Genomic DNA, 24,680 nt, shown 5'->3' with positions numbered 1-24,680 from the left:
CGACCGGGTGGGGTCGGTCGGTCCCGACCGGGTGGGGTCGGTCAGTCCCGGCCGGGCACCGGGCCGGTGGAGTGCTCGACGGCCGCCCACGGCTCCTTGCCCGGCGCCTGCGCCCCGGCCGGACAGGTGCGCCGGTAGTCGCACCAGCCGCAGCGAGGGCCCGGCGTGGTCGGGAAGGCGTCGTCGGGGTCACCCCCGTCGGCGACCGCCCGCTCGGCGGCCATGATGTCGCGCGCGGTCTCCTCGGCCCGGGACAGCTGCCGGGCCAGCGACTCGGCGGTGTGCTCGTGTGCGGCGACCGTGCCGGTGGGCAGGTGGTGCAGCTCCACCCGGCGGCACGGCCGACGGAACACCCGCTCGGCGGCGTACGCGTAGAGCGCCAGCGCCTGCGAGCCGCGCGCGTCGTCGGCGTCCAGCCCGGTGCGGCCCGTCTTGTAGTCGACGATGACCAGCTCGGGGCCCTCGGGACCGGGGCGGGAGTCGATCCGGTCGGCGCGGCCGTTGAAGGCCAGCACCGCGGTCTTGACCGCCACCACCCGCTCCACGCCGAGCGGGTCGACCCCCGGCTCCAGGGTCTCGACGTAGGACTCCAGCCAGCCCAGCGCCCGCCGGTAGGCCGCCCGCTCCTGCTCGTCGTCGCGGTAGCCCTCGCGGACCCAGGTGCCCTTGAGCAGCGCGGCGAGCGCCTCGGGCCGACGCCGCTCGGGGCTGAGGGCATACCAGTTCTTCAGGGCGGTGTGCACGCTCGCGCCCAGGGAGTTGTGCGCCCACGGCGGGCCCTTGGGCGGGGCCGGACGGTCGACGTAGGAGTAGCGGTAGCGCCGGGGGCAGTCCGCGTAGGCGCCGAGCTTGCTGGGGGTGCAGACGAAGAGCCGCTCCGGCATGCCCTCGAAGCCGAGCTGCTCGGGCTGGTCGCCGCGGGGGCGGGGCGCCCGGCCGCCCGTGGCGGAGGACCGTCCGGCTGAAGAGGCTCGTCGCACACCTAAATCCTGCCATCCGGGCCCGACAATCCCGGCCGCCGGTCAGGCCGCGTTGGCGTACTGGGTCACGAAGGCGGCCACCGCGTCCGCGATGAGCTGCACCGCGATCGCCGCGAGCAGCAGGCCTGCGATCCGGGTCAGCACCTCGATCCCGCCCGGACGCAGGATCTTGACGATCCCGCCGGAGAACCGGAGCACGATCCACACCGCGGCCATCACCGCGACGATCGCGGCGGCGATGGCGGTGTAGTCCGCCCCGCCGTCGGCCTGCTGGACGAAGAGCATGGTGGCCACGATGGCGCCGGGGCCCGCCAGCAGGGGCGTGCCCAGCGGCACCAGCGCGATGTTCGAGGTGACCTGCTGGCTCGGGTCGTCGGCCTTGCCGGTCAGCAGCTCCAACGCCACCAGGATGAGCAGCAGCCCACCGGCGGCCTGGAGGGCCGGCAGGTCGACATGCAGGTAGTCGAGGAGGGTCTGGCCGGCCACCGCGAAGATCACGATCACGCCGAGCGCCAGGGCGACGGCCTGCCACGCCGCCCGGTTGCGGTCCCGCGCCGGCAACGGGCCGGTCAGCGCCAGGAAGATGGGCATCATGCCCGGAGGGTCGACGATCACCAGCAGGGTCACGAAGACCTCACCGAACAGCTTTGCATCCACGTGATCAACGTAGCCGCGCCGGCGGAGGCGGAAACGCGGATCAGCCGGAAGCGACCCCGGTCACCCCGCCCGCCTCGGCGAGGATCCGCTCGTACGCCTCCGGGTCGGTGGTGAACGCGCCGAGCCGGACCGTCTTGTGCGTGCCGTGGAAGTCCGACGAGCCGGTCACCAGCAGGCCCAGCTCGCCGGCGAGGGCGCGGACGTGCGCCCGCTCGGCCGGGGAGTGGTCCTCGTGGTCGGCCTCCAGCCCCGCCAGGCCCACCGCGGCCAGGTCGGCGATCAGCTCGTCCGGCACGATCCGCCCCCGCCGGGTGGCCCGGGGATGGGCGAAGACCGGCACGCCGCCTGCCGCGCGGACGAGCCGGACCGCGTGGAAGACGTCGATGTCCTCCTTCGGCAGCCGGTAGCGCTCGCCCAGCCAGTCCGGCCCGAACGCCTCCGTGGTGGTGGCGACCAGGCCGGCCCGGATCAGTGCCTGGGCGATGTGCGGGCGGCCCACCGTCCCGCCGGCCGCGCCGGCCAGGATCTCGGGCCACCGCACGTCGATCCCGTCGGCCCGCAGCAGCGCCACGATGCGCTCGCCCCGCTCCTCCCGCGCGGCCCGCACCCGGGTCAGCTCGGCGACGAGCTCCGGGGAGTCCGGATCGAAGAGGTACGCCAGCAGGTGCAGCGGTACCGCCGGCTCCTCGCCGTACCAGCGGCAGGAGATCTCCGCGCCCCGGATCAGGCTGAGCCCGGCCGGCAGCGCCCGCAGGGCGGGCTCCCAGCCGGCGGTGGTGTCGTGGTCGGTGATCGCCACGACGTCCAGCCCGGACTCCGCCGCCGCCCGGACCAGCTCGGCCGGGCTCAGGGTGCCGTCGCTGGCGGTGGAGTGGGTGTGCAGGTCGATCCGCGGACGGGCGCTCACCGCCCTGACGCTACCGCCACCCCCGGCCCCCGGCGCACGGGCGTCGTCGGGAACCGCCGCGACCGAGCGGCACCGGCCGTGGTCAGGAACCGCCGCGGCCGACCGGCACCGGGCGTGGTCAGGAACCGCCGCGGCCGACCGGCACCGGGCGTGGTCAGGAACCGCCGCCGACAGGCACCGGCCGCTGGCCGTCGCCCAGGCCGGCGACGGGGACGCCGGACGCCTCCTCGCCCGCGAGCACCCGGCTCACGTCGATCCGGACCAGGCCGGCGAGGGCGTCCGCGTAGTGCGCCGTCCCCTCCGGCGTCCAGGCCACCGGCCCGTGCACGGGCGGGCCTGCCGGCCGGATCGTGGTGGTGGGGCCGAGCCGGTCCAGGTCGACCAGCAGCGCGCGGTCCACGCCGCCCGCCCGTCCGTTGACCAGGAGCCACCGCCCGTCGGCCGACACCCCGCCGCGCCCGTCGGCGCTCGGGGTGGGCCCGCAGCCGGTCCGCACCGGCGCGAGGTCCCGGGTCGGGTCGAGCAGGGCGAGGCAGGGTCGGCGCGGCGTGCCGGCGGACACCTGCGCGACCACCACGCCGTCGGGGCGGGTGCCGTAGACGCGCAGGGTGGCGCGGTCGCCCCCACCCTTCAGCGGGCCCCGCGCCGGGCGCCACAGGGCGTGGCCCGGCTGGTCCGCGTCGAGGCGCACCAGGACGGCGTCGCCGGCGAAGCCGACGGGCACCGCCCCGGCGGGCACCGGCGTGCGGGCGGCGGCGACGACCTGGGTGCCGACGATTCCCGCGGCGACCAGCTCGGCGCCCTCCCGCCAGGCGACCTGACGCCCGTCGCGGCTGAGGGCGATGTCCCGCGCCCCGGCCAACAGCAGGTGGGCCGCGCCGTGGGGCAGGACGACCCACAGCGAGCGGCCGGCCGCCGTCGGGGCGCCGACCACGGCCCAGCCGGCGCCGTCCGGCAACCGCTGGGCACGCTCGGCCGGGCCCACGTCCGGCAGCGTCAGCCGCTGCCCGCTCGCGGTGGCGAGCACCGCGCCGAGGATCAGGTCCACCTCGCCCCGGCCGACGTCGTTCGGCGGGGCGACCGACAGCGCCGGGGTCGGGTCCGGCAGGGGCGAGGCGTACGGGTCGCCGAGCACGACCGTGGGGTGGCTGGGCCGGCCGGGCTGCTGCCCCAGCTGCGCGATCCCGGTGCTGACCCCGACGGTGGCGACCGCGGCCAGCGCCACCCCGGCCAGGGTGCGCCGGCGCCGGGCCCGGTCGGCCCGTCGGATGGCCAGTCCCGCCGGGTCGGCGGCGAGCGGACGGGCGACGGCGACCCGGCGGGTGAACGTCTCCCGCAGCGCCTGCTCCAGCTCGTCCTCGGTCACGCCGTATGGACGCCTCGGGCCGTCGGTCCGGTTGTCAGCACGGCCCGCCGGGCGGCTCACCGACGCTCTCCGGCGGCGGTGCCGGCCGGTACGCCGGGCAGATCCCGCCCCTCGTCACGGTCGGCGCGCAACGCCGGACCGGTCAGGGCCCGGACCCCCGACGCCACCGGAACCGGGTCACCGGCGGGCGCGGGAAGCCCGGCGTCCGGCTCGGGGAGCCGGGTGCCCGAGGCCGGGTCGACGGGTCCGCCGACCGGGACGGCGGACCCGCTGCCCGGATCGTCCGGTGCGGTGGGCCCGCTGCCGGGGTCGCCCGGTGCGCCGGGGCCGGCACCCGGCGCGGAGACGCGCGGCGGGGCGTTGGTCGCCGCGACCACGGCCGCCGCGTCCGCGCCCACCACCATCGTCGGCGCGCCGTACGTCGGCAGCGGCCCGGCCGGGGCGGGTGCGGGCCCCTCGGCGGGGCCACGCCGGGGACGGGCCGGCGTCGACTCGGCGCCGGCCGGCAGGTCGAGGGCGGCCTCGGCGCCCATCCGGCGGCGCAGGGTGCCCAGGGCACGCGAGGTCTGGCTCTTCACCGTGCCCGGAGAGATGTTGAGCAGGGCGGCGGTCTGCGCCTCGGACAGGTCCTCGTAGTAGCGCAGCACGAGCACCGCCCGCTGCCGGGCGGGCAGCGCGCTCAGGTGCCGCCAGAGCAGGTCCCGGTCGAGCTGCTGCTCGATCTCGTCGACCGCGGCCCGCTCCGGCAGCGTCTCGGTGGGGCGTTCACCGTGCCAGCGCCGGCGCCACCAACTGGTCGAGGTGTTGACCATGACCCGGCGGGCGTACGGCTCGATGGCCTCGATCCCACCGAGCCGCTTCCAGGCCAGGTACGTCTTGGTCAACGCGGTCTGCAGCAGGTCCTCGGCGGTGGCCCAGTCGCCGCTGAGCAGGTACGCGGTGCGCAGGAGGGCGCCGGAGCGGGCCGCGACGAAGTCGCGGAACTCCTCCTCCAAGGGATCCCTGCCCGCCATCAGCCACCTCCGCGCCCCGTCTCCCTGGCAGGCTGCCACGTCCGGGACGGTCGGGTCGACGGCGAATGGTGCGCAGTTCCTCCGATGTTCGGACGAAAAGTTTCACGCCCCGTCGTCGGCCTTGGCCTCGTCGGCCTCCTTGCCCAGCCGCGCCTCGACCGCCTGCGGCTCGTACATCTCCTCGACGACGCGCAGGTAGAGCTCGTTCGGGTTGGGCAGGTTCTTGATCTCGCGGAGCGCCTGCTCCTGACCGGCGGACTCCAGCACGAACGTGCCGTAGTTGAGCGCCCGGCCGGTCGGGGTCTGCTCGTATTTCATGTCGGTGACCCGGACCAGCGGCATCATCGCGACCCGCCGGGTGATGATGCCGTTGACCACCATCACCCGCTTGTTGGTCAGGATGAAGCGGTCGTACCACCAGTCGGCGACCTTCCACGCCACCCAACCCATCACCGCGAACCAGAGCAGCACCGCGATCGTGGTGAGCGCGCCGACGTCCTGCCCGGCGAGGAAGCCGGAGAGGTAGCCGAGCACGAAGGTCGCGGCGATGCCGACCAGCAGCGGGGTGGAGAGGTGGATCCAGTGCCGCTTCCACTCACCCCGGTAGCGCTCGGTGGGGAAGAGGTAGCGGGCGACCAGCGAACTGGGCTCGTCCTCCAGCGGCAGCACCCGGCGGGGGGCCATGCCGGCGGCGTCGGCCCGCAGGCCGGCCAGCTCGTCCTCCGAGATCTGGGGCGGCTGGTAGCCGGCCTCGGGGTCGCGGATCCAGGCCCGGCCGGACCGCCCCTCCCCGGCGTACGCCGGGCCGTCGCCGAAACCGGCGTCGTCCGAAAGGGAGGGGCCGTCGCCGAGGCCCGGACCGGTGCCGTAGCCCGGCCCGTCGTCGGGCCCGAGCCGAGGGATCGGCTCCGTGTCTCGCTCCCGGCGCTCCCGGTCGGGGTCGTCGGGGTCGAAGGGTGGACCGGAGGGGCTTCCCATCGGCGGCTAGGCCACGAGACTGGTGAAGAAGTCGCCGAAGCCCTGTGCGATGTCCATGATGCCGCCGCCCAGGGACTTGAACACGTCCGCGGCGGAATTTGGCCGGTAGGCGACGAAGAAGATCAAGAATGCGATTCCGGCCCAGGTGAGGACCTTCTTGACCATGGCGGGCCATCCTCTCGCGCGGCGCCGGGTCCCATTACCGCAGCGGCACCCAGAGTATCAGTGTGGTGTCGTACAGTGAATATCTGCGTCCGTTCTCCGACATTCCGGGAGGGATGTCAAGCCTTCCCGTGCAGATACGGAGACGGTGCGCCGTACACGAGCTCGGGCGGTGTCCACTCGGTCAGGTCGTGCAGCACGACTTCTTCCGCGAGCAGGTGACCCGCACTCGCCGGCCAGGCTATCGCATGGAGCCACAAACCCCGAGCCTCGCCGGCGTACGCGCTTCGATCCGTCGGCGAGTTCACGAGCCACAGTGGAGTCGGGTGACCGGCCACCTTGATCCTGGCCTGCCCGACGTGCTCCGGGTGACCGGGCCCCGGGTCGGTCAACGCCTCGGCCAGTTCCGGGCCCGGATCGGGGCCGGGCATGCCGGCGAACCGGGTGCCCAGGCCGACGCCCGGCTCCTCGGCCACGAAGACCAGGTCGGCCGGGCCCTCGCCGAGCGGCGCCGGCCCGGCGCAGGCGACCGCGGTGGCCCGGACGCCGGTCCGGTCGTCCCCGGCGTACGCCACGCCGGTCATGGTCCAGCCCGGCGGGAGCGGCCACGGGCACCACAGCGGCGTCGCCGGCCGGTCGGGCGGGTCGGCGGCGGCGGTGATGCGGTCCACCACGCTGGCCACGATCTCCGGGCCGATGTGCTCGGGCACGTGCAGTGGGGGAACCGGCCCGCAGTCCAGGCAGCGCGACTCGGTGTGCATCAGGTCCGGCGCCCGCACCGGCCCCCCACATCTCGGACAACTCACCGCGACACTCACCATCCCACCGTCGCCCCGCCGCGCCGCCCCGTCAAGCGGAGCGCCGCTTTCGGTGTCCCCGACCGCCCGCTCAGCCCGCCGGCGGGACGACGCCGAGCCCGAGGGCGGAACGCTCAGGTCGGGGGCGGGCCGGCGTGCGCGCGGATCCACGCGTGCATGGCGATGCCGCTGGCCACGCCGGCGTTGATCGACCGGGTCGAGCCGTACTGGGCGATGGAGAAGAGCTGGTCGCAGGCGGCGCGTGCCGGATCGGAGAGGCCCGGGCCCTCCTGCCCGAAGAGCAGGACGCAGCGCCGCGGCAGGGTGGTGGTCTCCAGCGGACGCGACCCGGGCAGGTTGTCGATGCCGACGACCGGCAGCTCCCGTCCGGCCGCCCAGGCGACGAAGTCCTCGATGGTTTCGTGATGGCGGACGTGCTGGTAGCGGTCGGTCACCATCGCCCCGCGCCGGTTCCACCGGCGACGGCCGACGATGTGCACCTCGGCGGCGAGGAAGGCGTTCGCGTTGCGGACCACCGTGCCGATGTTGAAGTCGTGCTGCCAGTTCTCGATCGCCACGTGGAAGTCGTGCCGGCGCCGGTCCAGGTCGGCCACGACGGCCTCGCGCCGCCAGTAGCGGTAGCGGTCGACCACGTTGCGCCGGTCGCCCTCGGCGAGCAGCTCGGGGTCGTAGCGCGGGTCGTCCGGCGGGTCCCCCTGCCACGGTCCCACACCGACGTCGAGCTGGTCTCCGGTCACGGTCAGGCAGGGTACGTCCCGCGCACGCCGCCCCGGGCCGCGACCCCGCCGGGGCTCAGCCCAGCCCCAGGGCGCCGCCGAGCCGGTCGAGGAAGCGGCGGTCGGCGGGGGCCGGCGGCAGCCCCTCGGCCCCGCTCGTCGCCGCCCGGCAGACCCGGGCCGCGACCGACTGCACCCACTGCCGGTACGCCGCCGAGTCGGCGGGATCGGCCCGCCGCAGCACCCGGGTCGCGGCCCGGCAGGCGGCGAGCAGGTCCACCTCGTCGGTGAGCCGGTCGACCGGCTGGGACGCGCCGTCGTGCCGGGCGTAGATGGCGGCGACCACCGCGCGTACGAGATCGCTGTCGAAGGCCCGCCCCGCGGCGACCGCGTCCAGGCCGGCGAGCCCGGCGGCGACCCCCCGGTGGGGGTGGCCGGGGCCGGGCGCGGCGGCGGCCACGATCACCCGGCCGGGGAGGCTGGTCAGCAGATCCCACTCGGCGGCGGAGTAGACGGCGGTGGTCAGCGGTGCGGCGCGGCGGCCGGCAGAGGGCGGCTCTCCGGCGACGGAGTGGCTCATGGGGACCTCCGGCGCCAGCATATGCCCCGGAAGGGAAAAAGGGCCCCTTCCACCCGGAACCCGGGTAAGAAGGGGCCGTCGCGTCAGCGGGGCTCGGGGAAGCTCGGCCGCTCCGGGTCCACGCCCTCGGGCACGGTGGTGGTCGCGTACTCCTTCTTGGGGACCATCACCCGGCGACGGAAGACGCAGACCATCGTGCCGTCCTGGTTGTAGCCCCGGGTCTCCACCGAGACCACGCCCCGGTCCGGCTTGGAGGACGACTCCCGCTTGTCCAGCACGGTGGTCTCGCCGTAGATCGTGTCGCCGTGGAAGGTCGGGGCCACGTGCCGCAGCGACTCGACCTCGAGGTTCGCGATCGCCTTGCCGCTGACGTCGGGCACCGACATGCCCAGCAGCAGGGAGTAGATGTAGTTGCCGACCACGACGTTGCGCTTGAACTGACTCGCCGACTCGGCGTAGTGCGCGTCCATGTGCAGCGGGTGGTGGTTCATGGTGAGCAGGCAGAAGAGGTGGTCGTCGTACTCGGTGACCGTCTTGCCGGGCCAGTGCCGGTAGACCGCGCCGACCTCGAACTCCTCGTAGTAACGGCCGAACTGCATCCTTGTCCCCTTCGACGGGCGGCGATGGAGTTCGGCACAGCATGCCTTATCGAGTGTTAAGGCGACGGGTGGGGCGCGAGCCGTGCGGAAATGTCACACCGGCGCCACCGAGGGGAGACGCAATGAGCGGCGGGGCCCTCCCCGGCACCCGCCGCCCACGCTCTGATGCGGAAGATTCTGCCGCACGACAACGGGGACGGAACAGAGACAGAGGTCACATTTATCTTTTTGTAACACTACTGTGTGTAACCGCAGCGAGAGCCTTCGGCGATCTCCGCACACCGGATAGCCGCTTGTCAAGCGCCAGATTGCTCAATCATGTCGACCCGTCGTGCCGATCTTATTGGAAACGCTCCCATCACCGCTGGTCACGCAAATGCGTCCTGCACTTGCGAGTCGCACGAGGAGGCGGAAAGCTACGCCCGTCGATGGGAGCGTGACCGTCGACACGGCTGGCGAGGGGCGCGTTTCGCCACGCCGGTGCCGGGAATTCCACGCGGTACGCCCTGGTTCCACCAGACGTAGCTATTCCGCGCCGATCGGAGACTTTCATGGCAACCGTAGAGCTGACCACGGCAAACTTCGATGAGGTGGCCGGCAGCGACGGCATCGTGCTCGTCGACTTCTGGGCCGAGTGGTGTGGCCCGTGCAAGCGGTTCGCCCCGGTCTACGAGCGCTCCTCGGAGAAGCACCCCGACATCGTCTTCGGCAAGGTCGACACCGAGGCGCAGCAGGAGCTGGGTGCCAAGTTCGACATCCGCTCCATCCCGACCATCATGGCGATCCGCGACGGCGTCATCGTCTTCGCCCAGCCCGGCGCCCTCCCCGAGTCCGCCCTGGAGAACCTGATCGAGCAGGTCCAGGCCCTCGACATGGACGACGTGCGCCAGAAGCTGGCCGGGCACAAGCACTGACCGACCCGTTCCACGACGGCCGGGCCCTCGATGGGCCCGGCCGTCGTCGCGTCCGCGTCCCGGCCCACTCGGCAGCGAAAGGTGGCCGTCGGACGGACCCCGCGGCGGGCGGTACATCCCGTATCGTCACGACCCGATGGAGACCTTGACCAGCCGCGGTCGCACTGTCCGGCTCGCCGCCACGGCCCTCGGCCTGGCCGTCCTGCTCGCCGGCACCGTCTGGGGCACCGACGACCACTTCCCGTTCGGCCCGTTCCGGATGTACTCGACCTCCAACCCGCCGAGTTCCCCCGCACCGGACACCCGCGTCGAGGGCGTCGACAGCACCGGCGCGCTCGTCGAGCTGGGCGAGAGCGCGACGGGCATCCGTCGGGCCGAGATCGAGGGCCAGCAGGACCGCTACGCCGCCGACCCCGAGCTGCTCACCGAGGTCGCCGACGCGTACGCCGAACGCCACCCCGGCGCGGCGAAGCTGGTCGAGGTCCGCATCGTGGTCCGCTGGCACGGTATCCGGGACGGCCGGCCCACCGGCCGGTGGACCGACGAGACCGTGGTCTCCTGGCAGGCGGACAGATGAGCCGCTGTCTGACCGAGCCGGTGCCCCGCGGCCGGGTGGCCGCCTTCCGGACGCTGATCTACCTCTTCGTCGCCGCCGACCTGGTCGTCTTCACCCCGTGGGTACGCACCCGGGTATCCGTGCCCGGGGAGCTCTACCAGCCACTGCTCGTCGGGCGGATGCTGCCGCTGCCCACTCCCACCCCGGCGCTGGTCGCGGTGCTCTTCTGGGCCCTGCTGCTGCTCGCCCTGCTCGCCGCGACCGGCCGGGCGCCCCGGCTGCTCGGCTGGGCGGTCTTCGCGCTCTACTTCGAGTGGATGATCGTCGCGATGAGCTACGGCAAGGTCGACCACGACCGGTTCGGCCTGCTCGTCGCGCTGGCCGTGCTGCCCACCGCCGGCCGGGCCCGGCACGGCGACACCACCCGCACCGAGGCGGGCGGCTGGGCCCTGCGGGTCACCCAGATCGCCGTCATCTGCACGTACTTCCTGGCCGCCTGGGCCAAGCTGCGCTTCGGCGGGCTCGACTGGCTGACCGGCTCGGTGCTGGCCCGGGCGATCATCCGGCGCGGCACCGAGCTGGCCGACCTGATCGCCTCGGTGCCGTACCTGCTGATCGTCGCCCAGTTCGGCATCGTCGCGTTCGAGCTGCTCAGCCCGGTGGTCTTCCTGCTGCGCGAGCGCTGGCGGCTGGCGACCGTAGGCTTCTTCTACTCGTTCCACCTGGTCACCATCGCGACCATCACCATCTCGTTCGCGCCGCACCTCGCCGCGATGACCAGCTTCCTGCCGCTGGAGAGGGTCCGACCCGTGGTCTGGACGCGCCGGCTGCTCACCCGCGGCGGGCGGGACACCGGGCGGCCCGCCGATGCCGACGACCCGTCGCCGTCACTCGCCGGTCAGGCGTCCGCGGCCGGGCGACCGGACGGGCCGTAGAGGCGCTCCCGCGCCTCCTGGGGCAGCCCGCAGGCGGTCGTTCCGCCTGGGAGCCGGTGTCGGTTGCGGGCGACCCAGCGGTACGCGGGCCAGGCGGCGGCGCGTACCGGCGGGAACCGGAGGCCGGCGCCGGCCACCCGCCACAGCGGACCGCTGTCGCCGAGCAGTCGCGCGATCGCGTCGGGACCGGCCGCCCGGGAGCCGTCAGCGCCGACCCACTGCACCGCCTCCTCGCACTCGGCCTCGGTCAGGCCGAGCGCGTCGAGGTCGGCGAACTGCCACGGCACCACCCGGACGCCCGTGGGAATCCGCCGGTCGATGAACTCGGCGCAGCGGGTGCAGAACGCGCAGTCCCCGTCGTAGACGAACGTCGACGTCTCCATGACTCCCATCCTCCACCCGCCGTCCGCCGGTCGGACAGTGAGGTGGGCGGGAACACGGCGGGCCGCTTGCACTCGGCTCGTACGCGTGTTCGAATGAGGGCCATGCGCTGGGACAACCTCTCCGCTCCCCCGGACGAGGGGGTCCCCGATCGGGCAGCGCCAGCGACGCCACCCCTGCCGCTGGCGCTGCCCGGCGCGATCGCCCGCACGTTCGACACCCCGGGCTTCGCCGGCATGACGTTCTACGAGATCCGGGCCAAGTCGATCATCAACAGGGTGCCCGGCGCGTCCCGCGTCCCCTTCGAGTGGACGGTCAACCCCTACCGGGGCTGCTCCCACGCGTGCCGCTACTGCTTCGCGAGGAACACCCACACATATCTCGACCTCGACGCCGGCGCGGACTTCGACCGCAAGGTGATCGTCAAGGTCAACGCGGGCGAGCTGGTCCGGCGGGAGCTGGCCGCGCCGCGCTGGCGGGGCGCACACGTCGCGATGGGCACCAACGTCGACTGCTACCAGCGGGCCGAGGGGCGTTACCAGCTCATGCCGCAGATCATCGCGGCGCTGCGCGACTTCGCCAACCCGTTCTCGATCCTCACCAAGGGCACGCTGATCCTGCGGGACCTGCCGCTGCTGCGCCAGGCCGCCGAGGTGACGCGGGTCGGGGTCTCCTTCTCGGTGGGTTTCGTCGACGAGCGGCTCTGGCGCTCGGTCGAGCCGGGCACGCCCAGCCCGCGGCGGCGGCTGGACGCCGTGCGGGCGCTGAGCGACGCGGGCTTCGACGTCGGGGTGCTGATGGCGCCGATCCTGCCCGGGCTCAGCGACGACGACGCCTCGATCGACGCCACGGTGGCCGCGATCGCCGCCGCCGGGGCGACCAGCGTGACGCCGTTGGCGCTGCACCTGCGGCCCGGGGCCCGGGAGTGGTACGCGCGCTGGCTCGGCCGCGAGTTTCCCCACCTGGTCCCCCGCTACCGCGAGCTCTACCGTTCCGGCGCGTACGCCCCGCAGCCCTACCAGCGGGAGCTGACGGCGCGGGTGCGGATCGCGGCTCGCCGGCACGGGCTGCACCGGGGCGAGCGCGGTGACAACCGCAGCCTGCCCGACCCGACGCCCGCGCCGCCGGCCGCCGAGCAGCTCAGTCTGTTGTAGACGGTGGCCGATACGCTACCCGCCATGCGGGAGACCATCACACGGGCGCTGCGCCGGCAGCGCGTCACGGCGGCGGTCGCGGTGGCCCTCGGGCTGCTCTGGGGCGTGGTGGCCGGGTGGACGGCGCGGATCGGCGGCCCGGCGGCCCTGCTCATGTTGCTGCCGCTGCTCGCGCTCGGCTCGAGCCTGCTGCCGGTCTTCGGGCGGTCCGGCACCACCGAGCTGCGGGTGGACGAGCGGGAGCGGGCCTTTTTCGTGCCGCCCCGGCGCCGGCCGAGCTTCCGCTGTGTCATCCTCGGCTTCCTCGCGTACCAGGTCGTCTATCACCCCGTCGCGAGCCGCGACGAGCTCTGGTGGGTCTATCCGAGCATCGCCGGCCCGCTGGCCGTGCTGCTGGCGGTGGCGCTCTGGCGTCGGGTGCCCGAGGTGGCGTTGACCCCGACGGGGATCGCCGCCGGCGACCCGCTGCGGCACGTCCGCGTGCCGTGGGAGGCGCTGGACCCGGCGGCCATGGCGCGTCCGCCGCGGGCCGGCGCACTCCAACTGCCGGTGCTGCGCCCGGAACTGGTCCGGCGCGGTGGCATCGTCCGGCGTCGGCAGGTGGCCTTGGAGAACTGGGATCTGGACGTCGCGCCGGACCTGCTGGCCGGCGCAATCGCGCACTACGCCGCCCACCGGGAGCACCGCGCGGCGATCGGCACCCTGGAGGAGTACGCCCGGCTGCGCCGCGCGCTCGCTGGCGGCGGCTGAACGGCGGCGGCGGTTGAGCGGTGGGGCCAGCTTCGGCGGCGGGGTTAGAGTCGGCGGATGCGCTCCGCTCAGCAGATCCTCGCCGACTCCGCCGTGATCGCCGTCGTGGGCGCGTCCCGCGACCCGCGCAAGGCCGCGCACAGCGTGCCGTTGCAGATGCAGCGGTACGGCTGGCGGATCATCCCGGTCAACCCGACGGCCGACGAACTCTTCGGCGAGCGCGTCTACCGGTCGCTGGCCGACATCCCGCACCCCGTCGACCTGGTGGACGTGTTCCGGCCGGCGCAGGACGCGGTCGAGGTGGTCCGCGAGGCGGTCGCCATCGGCGCCCCGGCGGTCTGGTTGCAGCTCGGCATCGTCTCGCCGGAGGCGCGGCGGATCGCCTCGGAGGCGGGCATCGACTACGTCGAGGACCGCTGCCTGATCGTGGAGCGGGCCGCCGGCGGCCTGACCCGACTGCGCTGAGCGGGCGTCCGGCAGGCGGCGTCGGTACCACCCGATCGGCCCTGTCGAGCTGATGTCGTAGACGACTCACGCCCGGACGATGTCGCAGACATCCTCACGGCCGGATGTCGAAGACATCGCACGGCCGGATGTCGTAGACATCCTCACGGCCGGACGATGTCGCAGACATCCCACGCCCGGACGGTCCGCGACGACCTGCGCCGCGCCGAGACCCTGACCGCCGACCAGCCATGTCGTGGACGACGACTCGCGCCAGGACGCCCGGATGATGTCGTAAACGACTCAGCTCGACAGGGGCCGACCGGTGGCACCGGCGGTGGGCCGGTGCCACCAGTGCCGGCGACGCCATCGAGCCCTCAGCCTCAGAGCTTGTACTCCTTGAGCAGGCCCCGGGAGATGATGGTCTTCTGGATCTCCGAGGTGCCCTCGCCGATGAGCAGGAACGGGGCCTCCCGCATCAGCCGCTCGATCTCGTACTCCTTGGAGTAGCCGTAGCCGCCGTGGATGCGGAACGCCTCCTGGACGACCTCGGCGCAGTATTCGGAGGCGAGCAGCTTCGCCATGCCGGCCTCGACGTCGTTGCGCTGGCCGGCGTCCTTGAGCCGGGCGGCGTTGACCATGAGGGCGTGCGCGGCCTCGATCTTGGTGCCCATCTCGGCGAGCTTGAAGGCGACGGCCTGGTGCTTGGCGAGCGGCTGACCGAAGGTGCGGCGCTGCTGGGCGTACGCGACGGCGAGCTCGAAGGCGCGGATGGAGATGCCGCAGGCGCGGGCGGCCACGTTGACCCGGCCGACCTCGATGCCGTCCATCATCTGGTAGAAGCCGCGGCCGACCTTCTCCGCGCCACCGAGGACGGCGGACTCGGGAACGGTCACCCCGTCGAGGACCATCTCGGTGGTCTCGACGCCCTTGTAGCCCATCTTGTCGATCTTGCCGGGGATGGTGAGGCCGGGTGCGGTCTCGCCGAAGCCGGGCTCCTTCTCCAACAGGAAGGTGCTCATGTTGCCGTAGACCGAGTCGGCACCGGTGTCGGTCTTGACCAGGGTCGCCACCACGGAGGAGTACGCGCCGTTGGTCAGCCACATCTTCTGGCCGTTGAGGACGAACCGGTCGCCGTCCCGGACGGCCTTCGACTTGATCGCGGAGACGTCGGAGCCGCACTCCGGCTCGGACATCGAGAAGGCGCCGCGCACCTCGCCGGTGGCCATCTTCGGCAGCAGCCGGGCCTTCTGCTCGGCGGAGCCGTGCTGGGAGATCAGGTACGCCACGATGAAGTGGGTGTTGACGATGCCGGAGATCGACATCCAGCCCCGCGACAGTTCCTCGACCACCAGGGCGTAGGTCAGCAGGGACTCGCCGAGCCCGCCGTACTCCTCGTCGATGGTGAGGCCGAAGAGGCCCATCTCGCGCATCCCGTCGAGGATGTCGCTCGGGTACTCGTCGGCGTGCTCCAGCCGCTGCGCGTGCGGGATGATCTCCTTGTCGGCGAACTCCCGGACGGTTTCCAGGATCGACCGCTGCACATCGGTCAGGCCGGGCGTCTGGGCGAGTCGGGCCATCTCAGCCTCCGGGGGTCGGCGCCTTACTCATGGGTAACTGAACGCTCGGTCAGTATCAGCCGCCCGGCGGGCGAGGCCAAGGTGACCAGTCCACACAACCGCTGTGAAAAGGTTCACCGCTGCGGGTAGCGTCCGGCAAGAGGGACGCGATCCGCCACCGGCAGGAGGAGACCGTGAGCCAGCCACCATCGCCGGGCCCGCCCGATCCAGACCGGCCGCCGTCGCCCTGGGAGCCCCCGCCGGGGCACGACCCGTCGCGGTCCGAGCCGCCCCCGTCGTGGTCCGAGCCGCCGTCGTACAACCCGCCCTCCCAGGAGCAGCCGGCGTACCGGCAGCCCGCCCACGAGCAGCCCGCCTACGGGCAGCCGTCCTACGAGCAGCCCGGCGAGGCGCCGCACGGCCAGCAGTGGGGGCACCAGCCCCCGTACACCCCGCAGGTGCCCTACGGGCAGTACGGCCCGCCGTCCGGTCCCCGCCCCGGCGGGGGCACGAACGTCCTGGCCATCCTCTCGCTGGTGCTCGCGTTCGTCTTCGCCCCGGCCGGCATCGTGCTCGGGCACCTGGCCAAGCGGCAGATCCGCACCACGGGCGAGGAGGGCGACCAGCTCGCCACCTGGGGCCTCGTCCTCGGCTACGTCTTCACGGGGCTGGGCCTGCTCGCCTGCTGCGGATGGATCGCCCTGATCGTCGTCGCCGGCGACGGCGGCACTACCTACTGACGGCCGCCGTCGGCGCCGCTCACCGGAACTGCGCCTCCCGGACGCTGTTGCCGCCGTCCACCACCAGCATCTGCCCGGTGATGTACGACGCGGCCGGCGAGCAGAGGAAGGCGATCGCGGCGGCCACCTCGTCCGGCGTGCCGGGGCGACCGACCGGGGTGCCGAGGCCCTGCCTGATCTCCGCGACCGTGGAGGCCGCGGTGTGGATGGTGCCCGGCGCGACCGCGTTGACGGTCACCCCGTCGGCGATCATCTCCATCGCCAGCGCCCGGGTCAGCCCGACCACGCCCGCCTTGGCCGCCGCGTACGCCGCCTCCGTCGGCAGCGCGTTGACCGGCCCGGCGGTCGCCGCGAGGTTGACGATCCGGCCCCAGCCCCGCTCGGCCATCCCGCCGATGAAGGCGCGGCTGCACAGGAACGCGGTGGTCAGGTTCCGGTCGATCTCGCCGCGCCACTCGTCGTAGCTGAGCTGCGCGACCGGGCGCAGCACCTCGGGGCTCGCCCGGCTGGCCAGCCCGGCGTTGTTGACCAGCACCTCCACGTCGCCGAGCTGCTCGGTGACCGCGTCGGCGAGCGCCCCGACCTCCGACTCGTCGGTGAGGTCCGCGACGAAGCCGGTCACGCCCAGCTCGCCGGCCCGCTCGTGGATGCGCCGGGTGGTGGAGACGATGGCCACCCGGGCACCGAGGTCGGTCAGCCGGCGGGCCGTCGCGTACCCGATGCCGTCCGCGCTGCCTGCCCCCGTGACCAGGGCGACCTTCCCGTCGAGCCGCATGGTCACCGGGTCGGGCACCGGCGCCGGCTCGTCGATGCCGGCGGGGCCGGCCGGTGCGGCGGCGCGGGTACGCCGGGCCAGGCCGGGGCGGCTCGCGTCCCGTCTCGGTCGGCTTCCGGAGCGGTCCGCGGCTCGCGCGTCAATCACCATGCCAGGATCCTGCCCGCTTCCCCAGGCTCGGGCAACGCGGCACACCCGGTGGCGACCCCCCAGCGTGTGGGTCGACCTGACTACCCTGGCGGGCGCACCCGCACCCAACGGAGTAGACGAATGACAAATCCCCCGCCGTCCGGCGGCTGGAACGACCCGGCGTGGTCGGGCCAGCAGTCGAGCCCGCCCGCCGATCCGGTGAGCGGTCAGCCCATCCCCACCCAGCCCACCGCCGCCGACCCGTACGCCCCGGCCGACCCGTACGCGGGCGGTGACCCGTACGCCGGCATGAGGCAGACCTCGGACCAGCCCGCCGCCGGATACCCGGCCCCGGCCTACCCGGTGTACGGCTACGCCGCACCGCAGAAGACCAACGGCATGGCGATCGCCGCCCTGGTGCTCTCCCTGGTCGGCTTCGCGTCCTGCATCACCGCGCCGGTCGGCGCGATCCTCGGTCACGTCGCGCAGAAGCAGATCCGGCAGACCGGCGAGGGCGGCGAGGGCATGGCGAAGGCCGCCATCATCGTCGGCTGGATCCTCACCGGCCTGTTCGTGCTGCTGATCCTGTTCTACGTGGCGGCCATCGTCTTCGCCATCACGCAGTCCGACTCCAGCAGCAGCTACTGAACGCACCGTGCCGCCCCGGTGTGGCCGGGGCGGCACGGAAGGACCCGGCCGTCTACTCCGCCGGCGGGGTGAAGCTGGACGTCCGCGTCATCCCGGCCGCCCGGCCCTTCGCCGCGACGACCAGCGCCATCTTGCGGGACGCCTCGTCGATCATCTCGTCGCCGAGCATCACGGCGCCGAGCCTGCCGCCCGCCTCCGACGTGTAGTGCTCGTACGCGTCCAGGATCAGCTCGGCGTGGTCGTAGTCGGCCTGGGCCGGCGAGTAGACCTCGTTCGCGGCGTCGATCTGGCCCGGGTGCAGCACCCACTTGCCGTCGAAGCCGAGCGCCGCCGAACGCTTGGCCACCTCCCGGAACGCGTCCACGTCGCGGATCTGCAGGAATGGGCCGTCGATGGCCTGCTTGTCGTGCATCCGGGCCGCCATCAGGATGCGCATGAGGATGTAGTGGTAGGGGTCGCCCGGATAGTCCGGGATGAGGGCGCCGACCACCAGGGACTTCATGTTGATCGAAGCCATGAAGTCGGCCGGGCCGAAGATGATCGTCTCGACCCGGGGCGAGGCGGCGGCGATGGCGTCCACGTTGACCAGGCCGGCGGCGTTCTCGATCTGCGCCTCGATGCCGATCCGGCCGACCTCGAGGCCGAGCGTCTTCTCCAGCTGGGTCAGCGTCATGTCGAGCCACTGCACCTGGGCCGCGTTCTGCACCTTCGGCAGCATGATGCAGTCGAGGTTCGCGCCCGCCCCCTCGACCACGTCGATGACGTCCCGGTAGGTCCACGGGGTCGTCAGGTCGTTCACGCGCACGACGCGGGTCTTGCCCGACCAGTCGCCCTCGTTGAGCGCCGCGACGATGTTCTTCCGGGCGTCGGGCTTGGCCAGCGGGGCGACCGCGTCCTCCAGGTCGAGGAAGACCTGGTCGGCGGGGAGGCCCTGGGCCTTGCCGAGCATCTTGACGCTGGAGCCGGGTACCGCGAGGCAGGACCGGCGGGGGCGACCGACTGCGGCCATGGATGCGCTCCTTCCAGCGTGCGGCGGGCACGCCGACGCCACCTGACGAGATGCAAGGACTTAACGATCCCAAAGGGCTTTGTGACGCCACGGTAACCTCGTGCCGTGACCGGGGTGAATGGACCTGTGGAAGATCTCACTGGGCGTCGGCTGGTGGTGGTGACCGGAGCCAGTTCGGGCATCGGGCTGGCGGCCGCCGTCGACCTGGCGCGCCGAAACGACCAGGTGGTACTGGTCGGCCGGGACCCGGCCCGGCTCCAGGCCGCGGCGGAGCAGGTCCGGGAGGCGTCCGGCGAGCGGCCCGAACTGTTCCGGGCCGACTTCGCCGTGCTGGACGACGTCCGTCGGCTGGCCGAGAAGCTGCGGGCCGCGTACGACCGGATCGACGTGCTGGTCAACAACGCCGGCGCGATCGTCCTCCAGCCGCTCACCACCGTCGACGGCTTCGAGCTGTCGATCCAGGCCAACCACCTGGCCCCGTTCCTGCTCAGCAACCTGCTGCGGGACCGGATCGGCCGGATGGTGGTGACCGCCTCCGGCGCGCACCGCAGCGGCGCGCTCGACCCCGACGACCTGAACGCCCCGCTGCGCCGCTACCGCCCGATGCAGGCGTACGGCACCAGCAAGCAGGCGAACATCCTGTTCACCGCCGAGGCGGCCCGACGCTGGCCGGACGTTCCGGCGTACAGCTTCCACCCCGGCGTGGTGCGCACCCGGTTCGGCAACGACAGCCGGCTGGTCGCCCTGGGCATGCGGCTGCTGCCGTTCCGCAGCCCCGAGAAGGGGGCGGAGACGCTGGTCTGGCTCGCCAACCAGGACCCGTCGCGCCTGCGCACCGGCGGCTACTACGCCGACCGGCGACCGCGCCGGCCGCTGCGCAAGGCGGCCGACCCGCAGCTCGCGGCCCGGCTCTGGGCGACCAGCGCCGAGGCGGTCGGCGTCCCGGGATAGCGCTGTCGCCCGCGATCGCACCGCTGCCATACTCCGCCGCATGACGACGGGGAACGACACCACCGCGCACGACCGGCGGGACGCCACGGCCGGCGACGGCGACACGCTGCGCGTGCTCGGCGCGGACAAGGAGCTGGCGGCCCGGATCGACGCCGAGCTGACCGCCTTCAACAACTCGGCGACCGGCGCGGACGACGAGGCCGACCTCTCCGTCCGGGTCACCGACGCCGACGGGGAGATCGTCGCCGGCCTGACCGGCTGGACGTGGGGCGACTGCGCCGGGATCAACACTGTGTGGGTGCGGGAGGACCGCCGGGCCGAGGGCTGGGGCGGCCGGCTGCTGCGCGCCGCCGAGGAGGAGGCCCGCCGACGCGGCTGCACCCAGATCTCGGTCGCCTCGTTCTCGTTCCAGGCGCCGGACTTCTACCGCCGCAACGGCTACCTGGACACCGGGCGGCGGGAGGGCATCCCCGGCGGCCACGTCGACCACCACTTCTGGAAGTCGCTGGTCACCGACCCGGCCGACGCGGTGCGCGTGGTCGCCCTGGTGGAGCTGCCCGAGGTCGAGGCGGGCCGGCGGTACGAGGACACGGTGCTGGGCCTGCTCGGGCGGCACGGCGGGCGGCTGGAGCGTCGGCTGCGCACCGGCGACGGGCACACCGAGGTGCACGTGATCCGCTTCGACACCCGCGACGGCTACGACGCCTTCCTGGCCGACCCGGAACGGGTGGCGCCGCGGGCCGCGCTGGGCGACGCCGCGCCGACCGCCCGGGTGCTGGAGGTCCACGAGGCCTGACGGCGCGGTGGTCGTCCGAGCCGAGGCGGCGCGCGGGGCCGGACCCCACCTCATCGACCGGCCGCGTACGCCGCCTAACCCCGCCCGAGGCAGACGCCGCCTCACCCGCCCGACGCGGACGCCACCTCACCCGCCGGCCGCGCACGCCGCCTCCTGCGTCGGGTGCGCACCAGGCCGGCCCCGGCCCCGACCAGCAGGGTCACGCCGGCGAGCCCGAGGGCGACCAGCCAGGACGGTGGCGGGCCGAAGTCGGGCTCGCCGGCCTTTCGGACCGCACCCTCGACCGCGAGGTCGGCGGCGACCGAGAGCTCGGTCACGCCGTCCGGGGTGCGCCACAGCACCTCGGGTGCGGCGGCGCCCCGGCGCAGCAGCACCACCTGGACGGCCGTCGTGCCCGGCTCGTGGTAGGGGCTGCTCGCGATGTCGTGCTCGTCCGGCCGGTTGACCGCGTCCGGCCCGGGCACGCCCACCAGCGCGACCGCCTCGTCCGCCGACCGCCAGCCGAGCACCTGCATGAAGGTGGCGGAATTCACCGTCGGAAAGGAGGCAGCGGTCAGCCGGGTCGGAACGACGAGACGCCAGCTACGCCGGTAGGTCGGCTCCGGGCCCGGGCAGCGCCCGCAGGTCGTCCGCGAGACGACGGCCACCGACTGTCCGTCGGGCAGCCACGCACCCGGCCCGGCCAGCCGCCCGCCGCCCACCGGCAGCTTCAGGTAGGGCGCGGCGGTGCCGTCGGCGCCCGCGTCGGCGACCCGGGTCAGCCACACCTCGTCGCGGACCTGAATGGCGAGGGTGCCCCCGTCCGGGGTGACGGCGGCCCGCCCCGGCGGCACCCAGGCCGTCCCGACCGGGACCCGCAGCACGTCGGCCCCGCGTTCCCGGTCGTACAGGCCGACGTACGGGGTGGCGTAGGTGTTCGGCGCGGTGAAGGTGTCCTCCGCCGCGTAGGCGAGCCGCCTGCCGTCGGGCGCGAAGGCCAGCGGGTGCCCCTGCACGCCGACGCCGGTGTGCTCACCGGTGGTCAGGTCGAGCAGCCGCCCACCGGCCCAGACGTGCCGGCCGTCCGGGGAGAGCAGCGCGTCGAACCCGGGCGAGGCCGGGCCGGCGTCCAACCGACGGTAGCGGTCGGCCCCGGCGGCCACCACGGCCATCCGGGTCTCGTGCCAGTCGCTGCGCACCGCCGGGCCGCCGAACAGCGCCGCCGCCGGGCCGGGCGGCGACCCGTCGACGGATGCCGTGAGCGGTCGCGGCGCGACCAGGCGGGACGGCAGACCGGGCGCGTCGACGCGGGAAGCCGCGGGCGCCGGCAGGGCGACCGGACGCAGCGCGTACCCGACGCTGAGGACCAGCACCAGGACGGCGAGCGCGCCGGCCGCAGCGGCCCGCCGCCCCCGGTGCCGGCGCCGGGCGGTGTCGAAGAGGTCCGCCGGCACGGCGGCGGCCGGCACGCCGTCGGCCAGGCCGCGCAACGCCGCGGTGAGTCGATCGGTCATCGGTGCATCTCCTGCGGTTTCCGGCCGGCCAGATCGGCCAACTCAGGGGCGAGGGCGCGCAGCCTGCCGAGGGCGTGCCGCGTCTGGCTCTTGACCGTGCCGATCCGGCAGCCGAGCAGTTCCGCGGTCTCGGCCTCGCTGCGGTCCTCGTAGTAGCGCAGCACCAGCACGGCCCGCTGCCGGACCGTCAGCCGGTCCAGCGCCGCCCGCAGCGCGAGCCGCAGGTCGACGTCGTCGGGCGCGGCGGCCCGCTCGGGCAGCGCCGCGCCCAGTCGCTCGGGCGGGCGGGCGCGCCGCCATCGCCACCAGTTCGCCGCCTGCGTGTAGAGCACCCGGCGCAGGTACGCCCCGGGATCGTCGAGCCGCTCCCAGCGCACGGCCACCCGGGCGAACGCGACCTGCACCAGATCCTCGGCGTGGTGCCGATCGCCGGTCAGCAGGTACGCGAACCGGGTCAGCCCGGCCGTCTCGGCGCGGACGAGTTCGGCGAAGCCGGCTCGGGCGCGGTCATCAGAAGTCAACGAACATCCCTCCTCACCCGAGCAGACGCCGGCAGGGGTCGTCGCGGAGGGAACCTACTGGGTCGGCCTGCACCGGAAAGGCCGGCGGCCACCACCCGGGTCCCGCACCCGTCCCGGCACGGCGGCGGCCGCGACGATGCCGGCCGGGACGGCGGCGCAGAAGGGGCGCGGTTCAGTCGCGCAGCGGGCCCGCGTCGGCCGGGACGGCGGTGGAGGCCGGTGGGACGCGGCGGGCGGCGCGGGCGCCGCCGAGCACCACCACCGCGACGCCGGCCAGCAGCAGCGCCAGGCCGGGCAGGGCGGTGGCCCGGGGCAGCTGGCCCAGCCAGACCCAGCCGATCAGGGCCGCGCCCGGGGCCTCCAGCAGGATCAGCACGCTGACCGTGGTCGCCGAGACCCGGCGCAGCGCGTAGTTGAACATCGAGTGCCCGAGCAGTTGGGCGCCGGCCACCAGGGCGAGCACGGCGGCCCAGGTGCCGGTGTCGAAGCCGGTCAGCGGCACCCCACCCACCAGGCAGACCAGCAGCAGGAGCAGCGCGCAGACGCCGTAGCAGATGGTGGTGTACGTGGTGGTGCTGATCGTCGTGCGGGCCCGCTCGCCGAACGCGGTGTAGACCGCCGCGAACATGCCGCCGACCACCGCGAGCAGGTCGCCGGCGAAGGCCCGGCCCGAGCCGGCGAAGTCCGCGCCGGTGGCGAGGCCCGCCCCGGCGACCGCCACCCCGATGCCGGCCCACACGACGAGCGGCAGCCGGCGACCCTGACCGCGGGCGATCAGCCCCTGCCAGACCGGCTGGGTGGCCCCCAGCGCCGTCGCCGCGGCGACCGAGGTGAGCTGGGCGCTCGGCATCCAGGTCGCGAAGTGGGCGGCGAGCGCGACCCCCGACAGGACGCAGTAGAGGCCGTCGCGCCGCCCGCCGCCGACCGTCAGTGACCGGAACTCGGCCCGCCGCCGGCCCAGCGAGTACGGGCCGAGCACGGCGACCGAGAGCGTGTTGCGCCAGAACGCGACGGCCAGGGCGGGCGCCGCCGCGAACGCCACCAGGGGGGCGGACGACGAGACGGCCACGACGGCCAGGGCGAGCGCCCCGGTGGTCACCGGGTCCGGGGGCGGGCGGTGTGGTGCGGTGGACACGGGGAGCAATCCTCACACGACGGGGGCCAGCACGGACCGTCAACGCTCGGTTACGATCATGCCTGTCCGCGCCGGCGACCCCTCGACCGCCCGGAGGCGCTCCCCCATGCCCACCTTCCAGGCGGTGCTGTTCGACTTCTTCGGCACGTTGACCCGTTCCGTCCAGCGGGGCGCGGCGCACCGGTCGACCGCCGAGCTGCTCGGCTGCTCGCCCGGCACGCTCGTCGACGTGCTCGACCGCACCTTCTACGAGCGGGCCTGCGGGCGGTTCGGCAACGCCGAGGCGACCCTGCGCTGGGTGTGCGAGCAGGCCGGCGTCCATCCCTCGGACGACGCGGTCCGGTCGGCGGTGGCCTCCCGCCACCGGGCCGTACGCGCCGACACCCGGCTGCGCGACGAGGCGGTGCCGACGCTGGCCGCCCTGCGCCGACGCGGCCTGCGGACCGGCGTGATCAGCGACTGCACCCACGAGCTGCCGGCGTTCCTGCCCCAGCTGCCGATCGCCCCGCTGCTCGACGTCCAGGTCTTCTCGGTGCAGGTCGGGCGCTGCAAACCGGATCCGGCGCTCTACCAGGCGGCCTGCCGGCGGCTCGGCCTGGCGGCGCCGGACTGCCTCTACGTCGGCGACGGCGGCAGCCAGGAGCTGACCGGGGCGGAGCGGGCCGGGATGACCGCGGTGCGGCTGGCCGCGCCGGACCTGGCCGAACACATGGTGTTCAACGCCGACGCGACCTGGCGCGGGCACGTGCTGCGCTCGCTCGACGAGGTGATCGACCTGGTCGAGGGGACGGTGGCGCCCGCAGCCGAGCAGGCGGGCGCGCCGGTGCCCGCCGGCTGTGGCCTCTGACCGGCGCCCCGGCCCTGGACGGCGCGCCCGACCCGACCAGCGGCACCTCCGATGCGGCGGCGTGACCGGCGGCCGGCCGGGCTCGGCGCCGTGACCGGCCACCAGCCTCGGCGCCGTGACCGGCCACCAGCCTCGGCGCCGTGACCGGTCGCCCGGCTCGGCGGCGT

General features: G+C 74.1%; 29 protein-coding genes. 11 read left to right on the top strand and 18 right to left on the bottom strand.

The window, feature by feature from the left end; translation table 11 throughout:
- Positions 1-41: 41 nt before the first annotated feature.
- The 11 genes from ACGF7U_RS02795 to ACGF7U_RS02745 all read right to left on the bottom strand — a co-directional run bounded on the left by ACGF7U_RS02795 (position 42) and on the right by ACGF7U_RS02745 (position 8,776).
- Positions 42-884 (bottom strand): RecB family exonuclease, encoded by an 843-nt coding sequence (locus ACGF7U_RS02795; protein WP_393102913.1) that lies wholly within the window; start codon positions 882-884, stop codon positions 42-44.
- Positions 885-1,022: 138 nt separating this feature from the next.
- On the bottom strand, positions 1,023-1,637 hold the full coding sequence (locus ACGF7U_RS02790) for a MarC family protein (RefSeq protein ID WP_393102349.1): 615 nt from the start codon (positions 1,635-1,637) through the stop codon (positions 1,023-1,025).
- Between the two features lie 40 nt (positions 1,638-1,677).
- The gene (locus tag ACGF7U_RS02785) at positions 1,678-2,544 is read right to left on the bottom strand and encodes a PHP domain-containing protein (RefSeq protein ID WP_393102348.1); all 867 of its coding nucleotides are present in this window, start codon (positions 2,542-2,544) and stop codon (positions 1,678-1,680) included.
- A gap of 154 nt (positions 2,545-2,698) precedes the next feature.
- Positions 2,699-3,910 (bottom strand): hypothetical protein, encoded by a 1,212-nt coding sequence (locus tag ACGF7U_RS02780; RefSeq protein ID WP_393102347.1) that lies wholly within the window; start codon positions 3,908-3,910, stop codon positions 2,699-2,701.
- Positions 3,911-3,966: 56 nt separating this feature from the next.
- Positions 3,967-4,923, bottom strand: a complete 957-nt coding sequence (locus ACGF7U_RS02775) for a SigE family RNA polymerase sigma factor (RefSeq protein ID WP_393102346.1) — start codon at positions 4,921-4,923, stop codon at positions 3,967-3,969.
- A gap of 102 nt (positions 4,924-5,025) precedes the next feature.
- Positions 5,026-5,901: a PH domain-containing protein gene (locus tag ACGF7U_RS02770; protein WP_393102345.1), complete on the bottom strand. Its 876-nt coding sequence runs from the start codon at positions 5,899-5,901 to the stop codon at positions 5,026-5,028.
- A gap of 6 nt (positions 5,902-5,907) precedes the next feature.
- Entirely contained in the window at positions 5,908-6,066 is a 159-nt protein-coding gene (locus ACGF7U_RS02765; protein WP_007455302.1) for a hypothetical protein, read from the bottom strand.
- A 116-nt stretch (positions 6,067-6,182) separates the two neighbouring features.
- Positions 6,183-6,884, bottom strand: a complete 702-nt coding sequence (locus ACGF7U_RS02760; protein ID WP_393102344.1) for a DUF6758 family protein — start codon at positions 6,882-6,884, stop codon at positions 6,183-6,185.
- 110 nt (positions 6,885-6,994) lie between these two features.
- Positions 6,995-7,618, bottom strand: coding sequence for a TrmH family RNA methyltransferase (locus ACGF7U_RS02755; protein ID WP_393102343.1), 624 nt, complete (start codon positions 7,616-7,618; stop codon positions 6,995-6,997).
- Between the two features lie 55 nt (positions 7,619-7,673).
- Positions 7,674-8,198, bottom strand: coding sequence for a hypothetical protein (locus ACGF7U_RS02750; RefSeq protein WP_393102342.1), 525 nt, complete (start codon positions 8,196-8,198; stop codon positions 7,674-7,676).
- A gap of 62 nt (positions 8,199-8,260) precedes the next feature.
- Positions 8,261-8,776 (bottom strand): MaoC family dehydratase, encoded by a 516-nt coding sequence (locus ACGF7U_RS02745; RefSeq protein ID WP_393102341.1) that lies wholly within the window; start codon positions 8,774-8,776, stop codon positions 8,261-8,263.
- 551 nt (positions 8,777-9,327) lie between these two features.
- Here ACGF7U_RS02745 and trxA point away from each other — a divergent pair.
- The 3 genes from trxA to ACGF7U_RS02730 all read left to right on the top strand — a co-directional run bounded on the left by trxA (position 9,328) and on the right by ACGF7U_RS02730 (position 11,181).
- Positions 9,328-9,690: a thioredoxin gene (gene trxA / locus ACGF7U_RS02740; protein WP_393102340.1), complete on the top strand. Its 363-nt coding sequence runs from the start codon at positions 9,328-9,330 to the stop codon at positions 9,688-9,690.
- Positions 9,691-9,826: 136 nt separating this feature from the next.
- Positions 9,827-10,267 (top strand): hypothetical protein, encoded by a 441-nt coding sequence (locus ACGF7U_RS02735; RefSeq protein ID WP_393102339.1) that lies wholly within the window; start codon positions 9,827-9,829, stop codon positions 10,265-10,267.
- Positions 10,264-11,181: an HTTM domain-containing protein gene (locus tag ACGF7U_RS02730; protein ID WP_393102338.1), complete on the top strand. Its 918-nt coding sequence runs from the start codon at positions 10,264-10,266 to the stop codon at positions 11,179-11,181. The genes ACGF7U_RS02735 and ACGF7U_RS02730 overlap by 4 nt, the downstream gene beginning before the upstream one ends.
- On the opposite strand, the gene ACGF7U_RS02725 is transcribed toward ACGF7U_RS02730, so the two are convergent.
- A complete protein-coding gene (locus tag ACGF7U_RS02725) occupies positions 11,145-11,564 on the bottom strand; it encodes a thiol-disulfide oxidoreductase DCC family protein (RefSeq protein WP_393102337.1) in 420 nt (139 codons plus the stop codon). The two genes, ACGF7U_RS02730 and ACGF7U_RS02725, sit on opposite strands and share 37 nt — an antisense overlap.
- 102 nt (positions 11,565-11,666) lie before the next feature.
- Here ACGF7U_RS02725 and ACGF7U_RS02720 point away from each other — a divergent pair, with 102 nt between their 5' ends.
- The 3 genes from ACGF7U_RS02720 to ACGF7U_RS02710 are packed head-to-tail and all read left to right on the top strand — an operon-like array spanning position 11,667 to position 13,931.
- Positions 11,667-12,716 carry an Rv2578c family radical SAM protein gene (locus ACGF7U_RS02720; RefSeq protein ID WP_393102336.1) on the top strand — a complete coding sequence of 350 codons (1,050 nt, stop codon included), beginning with the start codon at positions 11,667-11,669 and terminating at the stop codon, positions 12,714-12,716.
- Between the two features lie 24 nt (positions 12,717-12,740).
- The gene (locus tag ACGF7U_RS02715) at positions 12,741-13,466 is read left to right on the top strand and encodes a hypothetical protein (RefSeq protein WP_393102335.1); all 726 of its coding nucleotides are present in this window, start codon (positions 12,741-12,743) and stop codon (positions 13,464-13,466) included.
- A 57-nt stretch (positions 13,467-13,523) separates the two neighbouring features.
- Positions 13,524-13,931, top strand: a complete 408-nt coding sequence (locus ACGF7U_RS02710) for a CoA-binding protein (protein WP_393102334.1) — start codon at positions 13,524-13,526, stop codon at positions 13,929-13,931.
- A 362-nt stretch (positions 13,932-14,293) separates the two neighbouring features.
- Here the strand turns inward: ACGF7U_RS02710 and ACGF7U_RS02705 are convergent, their stop codons facing one another.
- The gene (locus ACGF7U_RS02705) at positions 14,294-15,490 is read right to left on the bottom strand and encodes an acyl-CoA dehydrogenase family protein (RefSeq protein WP_393102333.1); all 1,197 of its coding nucleotides are present in this window, start codon (positions 15,488-15,490) and stop codon (positions 14,294-14,296) included.
- A gap of 173 nt (positions 15,491-15,663) precedes the next feature.
- On the opposite strand from ACGF7U_RS02705, the gene ACGF7U_RS02700 reads away from it, so the two are divergent.
- A complete protein-coding gene (locus tag ACGF7U_RS02700; RefSeq protein WP_393102332.1) occupies positions 15,664-16,209 on the top strand; it encodes a DUF4190 domain-containing protein in 546 nt (181 codons plus the stop codon).
- A 19-nt stretch (positions 16,210-16,228) separates the two neighbouring features.
- Here the strand turns inward: ACGF7U_RS02700 and ACGF7U_RS02695 are convergent, their stop codons facing one another.
- Entirely contained in the window at positions 16,229-17,134 is a 906-nt protein-coding gene (locus ACGF7U_RS02695) for an SDR family NAD(P)-dependent oxidoreductase (protein WP_393102331.1), read from the bottom strand.
- A 120-nt stretch (positions 17,135-17,254) separates the two neighbouring features.
- On the opposite strand from ACGF7U_RS02695, the gene ACGF7U_RS02690 reads away from it, so the two are divergent.
- On the top strand, positions 17,255-17,761 hold the full coding sequence (locus ACGF7U_RS02690) for a DUF4190 domain-containing protein (protein WP_393102330.1): 507 nt from the start codon (positions 17,255-17,257) through the stop codon (positions 17,759-17,761).
- 52 nt (positions 17,762-17,813) lie between these two features.
- On the opposite strand, the gene ACGF7U_RS02685 is transcribed toward ACGF7U_RS02690, so the two are convergent.
- The gene (locus ACGF7U_RS02685) at positions 17,814-18,770 is read right to left on the bottom strand and encodes an HpcH/HpaI aldolase/citrate lyase family protein (RefSeq protein ID WP_393102329.1); all 957 of its coding nucleotides are present in this window, start codon (positions 18,768-18,770) and stop codon (positions 17,814-17,816) included.
- A gap of 126 nt (positions 18,771-18,896) precedes the next feature.
- Here ACGF7U_RS02685 and ACGF7U_RS02680 point away from each other — a divergent pair, with 126 nt between their 5' ends.
- Both ACGF7U_RS02680 and ACGF7U_RS02675 read left to right on the top strand, forming a co-directional pair.
- Entirely contained in the window at positions 18,897-19,721 is an 825-nt protein-coding gene (locus tag ACGF7U_RS02680; protein WP_393102328.1) for an SDR family NAD(P)-dependent oxidoreductase, read from the top strand.
- 40 nt (positions 19,722-19,761) lie between these two features.
- Positions 19,762-20,517, top strand: coding sequence for a GNAT family N-acetyltransferase (locus ACGF7U_RS02675; RefSeq protein WP_393102327.1), 756 nt, complete (start codon positions 19,762-19,764; stop codon positions 20,515-20,517).
- 101 nt (positions 20,518-20,618) lie between these two features.
- Here the strand turns inward: ACGF7U_RS02675 and ACGF7U_RS02670 are convergent, their stop codons facing one another.
- The 3 genes from ACGF7U_RS02670 to ACGF7U_RS02660 form a co-directional block, all read right to left on the bottom strand.
- Complete coding sequence (locus ACGF7U_RS02670; RefSeq protein WP_393102326.1) at positions 20,619-22,010, bottom strand: WD40 repeat domain-containing protein; 1,392 nt, start codon at positions 22,008-22,010, stop codon at positions 20,619-20,621.
- Entirely contained in the window at positions 22,007-22,531 is a 525-nt protein-coding gene (locus tag ACGF7U_RS02665; RefSeq protein ID WP_393102325.1) for a SigE family RNA polymerase sigma factor, read from the bottom strand. The genes ACGF7U_RS02670 and ACGF7U_RS02665 overlap by 4 nt, the downstream gene beginning before the upstream one ends.
- Positions 22,532-22,703: 172 nt before the next feature.
- Positions 22,704-23,666, bottom strand: a complete 963-nt coding sequence (locus ACGF7U_RS02660) for a DMT family transporter (protein ID WP_393102324.1) — start codon at positions 23,664-23,666, stop codon at positions 22,704-22,706.
- 106 nt (positions 23,667-23,772) lie between these two features.
- On the opposite strand from ACGF7U_RS02660, the gene ACGF7U_RS02655 reads away from it, so the two are divergent.
- Positions 23,773-24,513 carry an HAD family hydrolase gene (locus tag ACGF7U_RS02655; RefSeq protein WP_393102323.1) on the top strand — a complete coding sequence of 247 codons (741 nt, stop codon included), beginning with the start codon at positions 23,773-23,775 and terminating at the stop codon, positions 24,511-24,513.
- Positions 24,514-24,680: the final 167 nt, after the last annotated feature.

This window comes from Micromonospora sp. NPDC047670 (assembly GCF_043204915.1).
In the GTDB taxonomy this organism is placed as follows: Bacteria; Actinomycetota; Actinomycetes; order Mycobacteriales; family Micromonosporaceae; genus Micromonospora.
The sequence above is the reverse complement of the archived record's forward strand: the minus strand, read 5'-3'. Positions and strand labels throughout refer to the sequence as shown.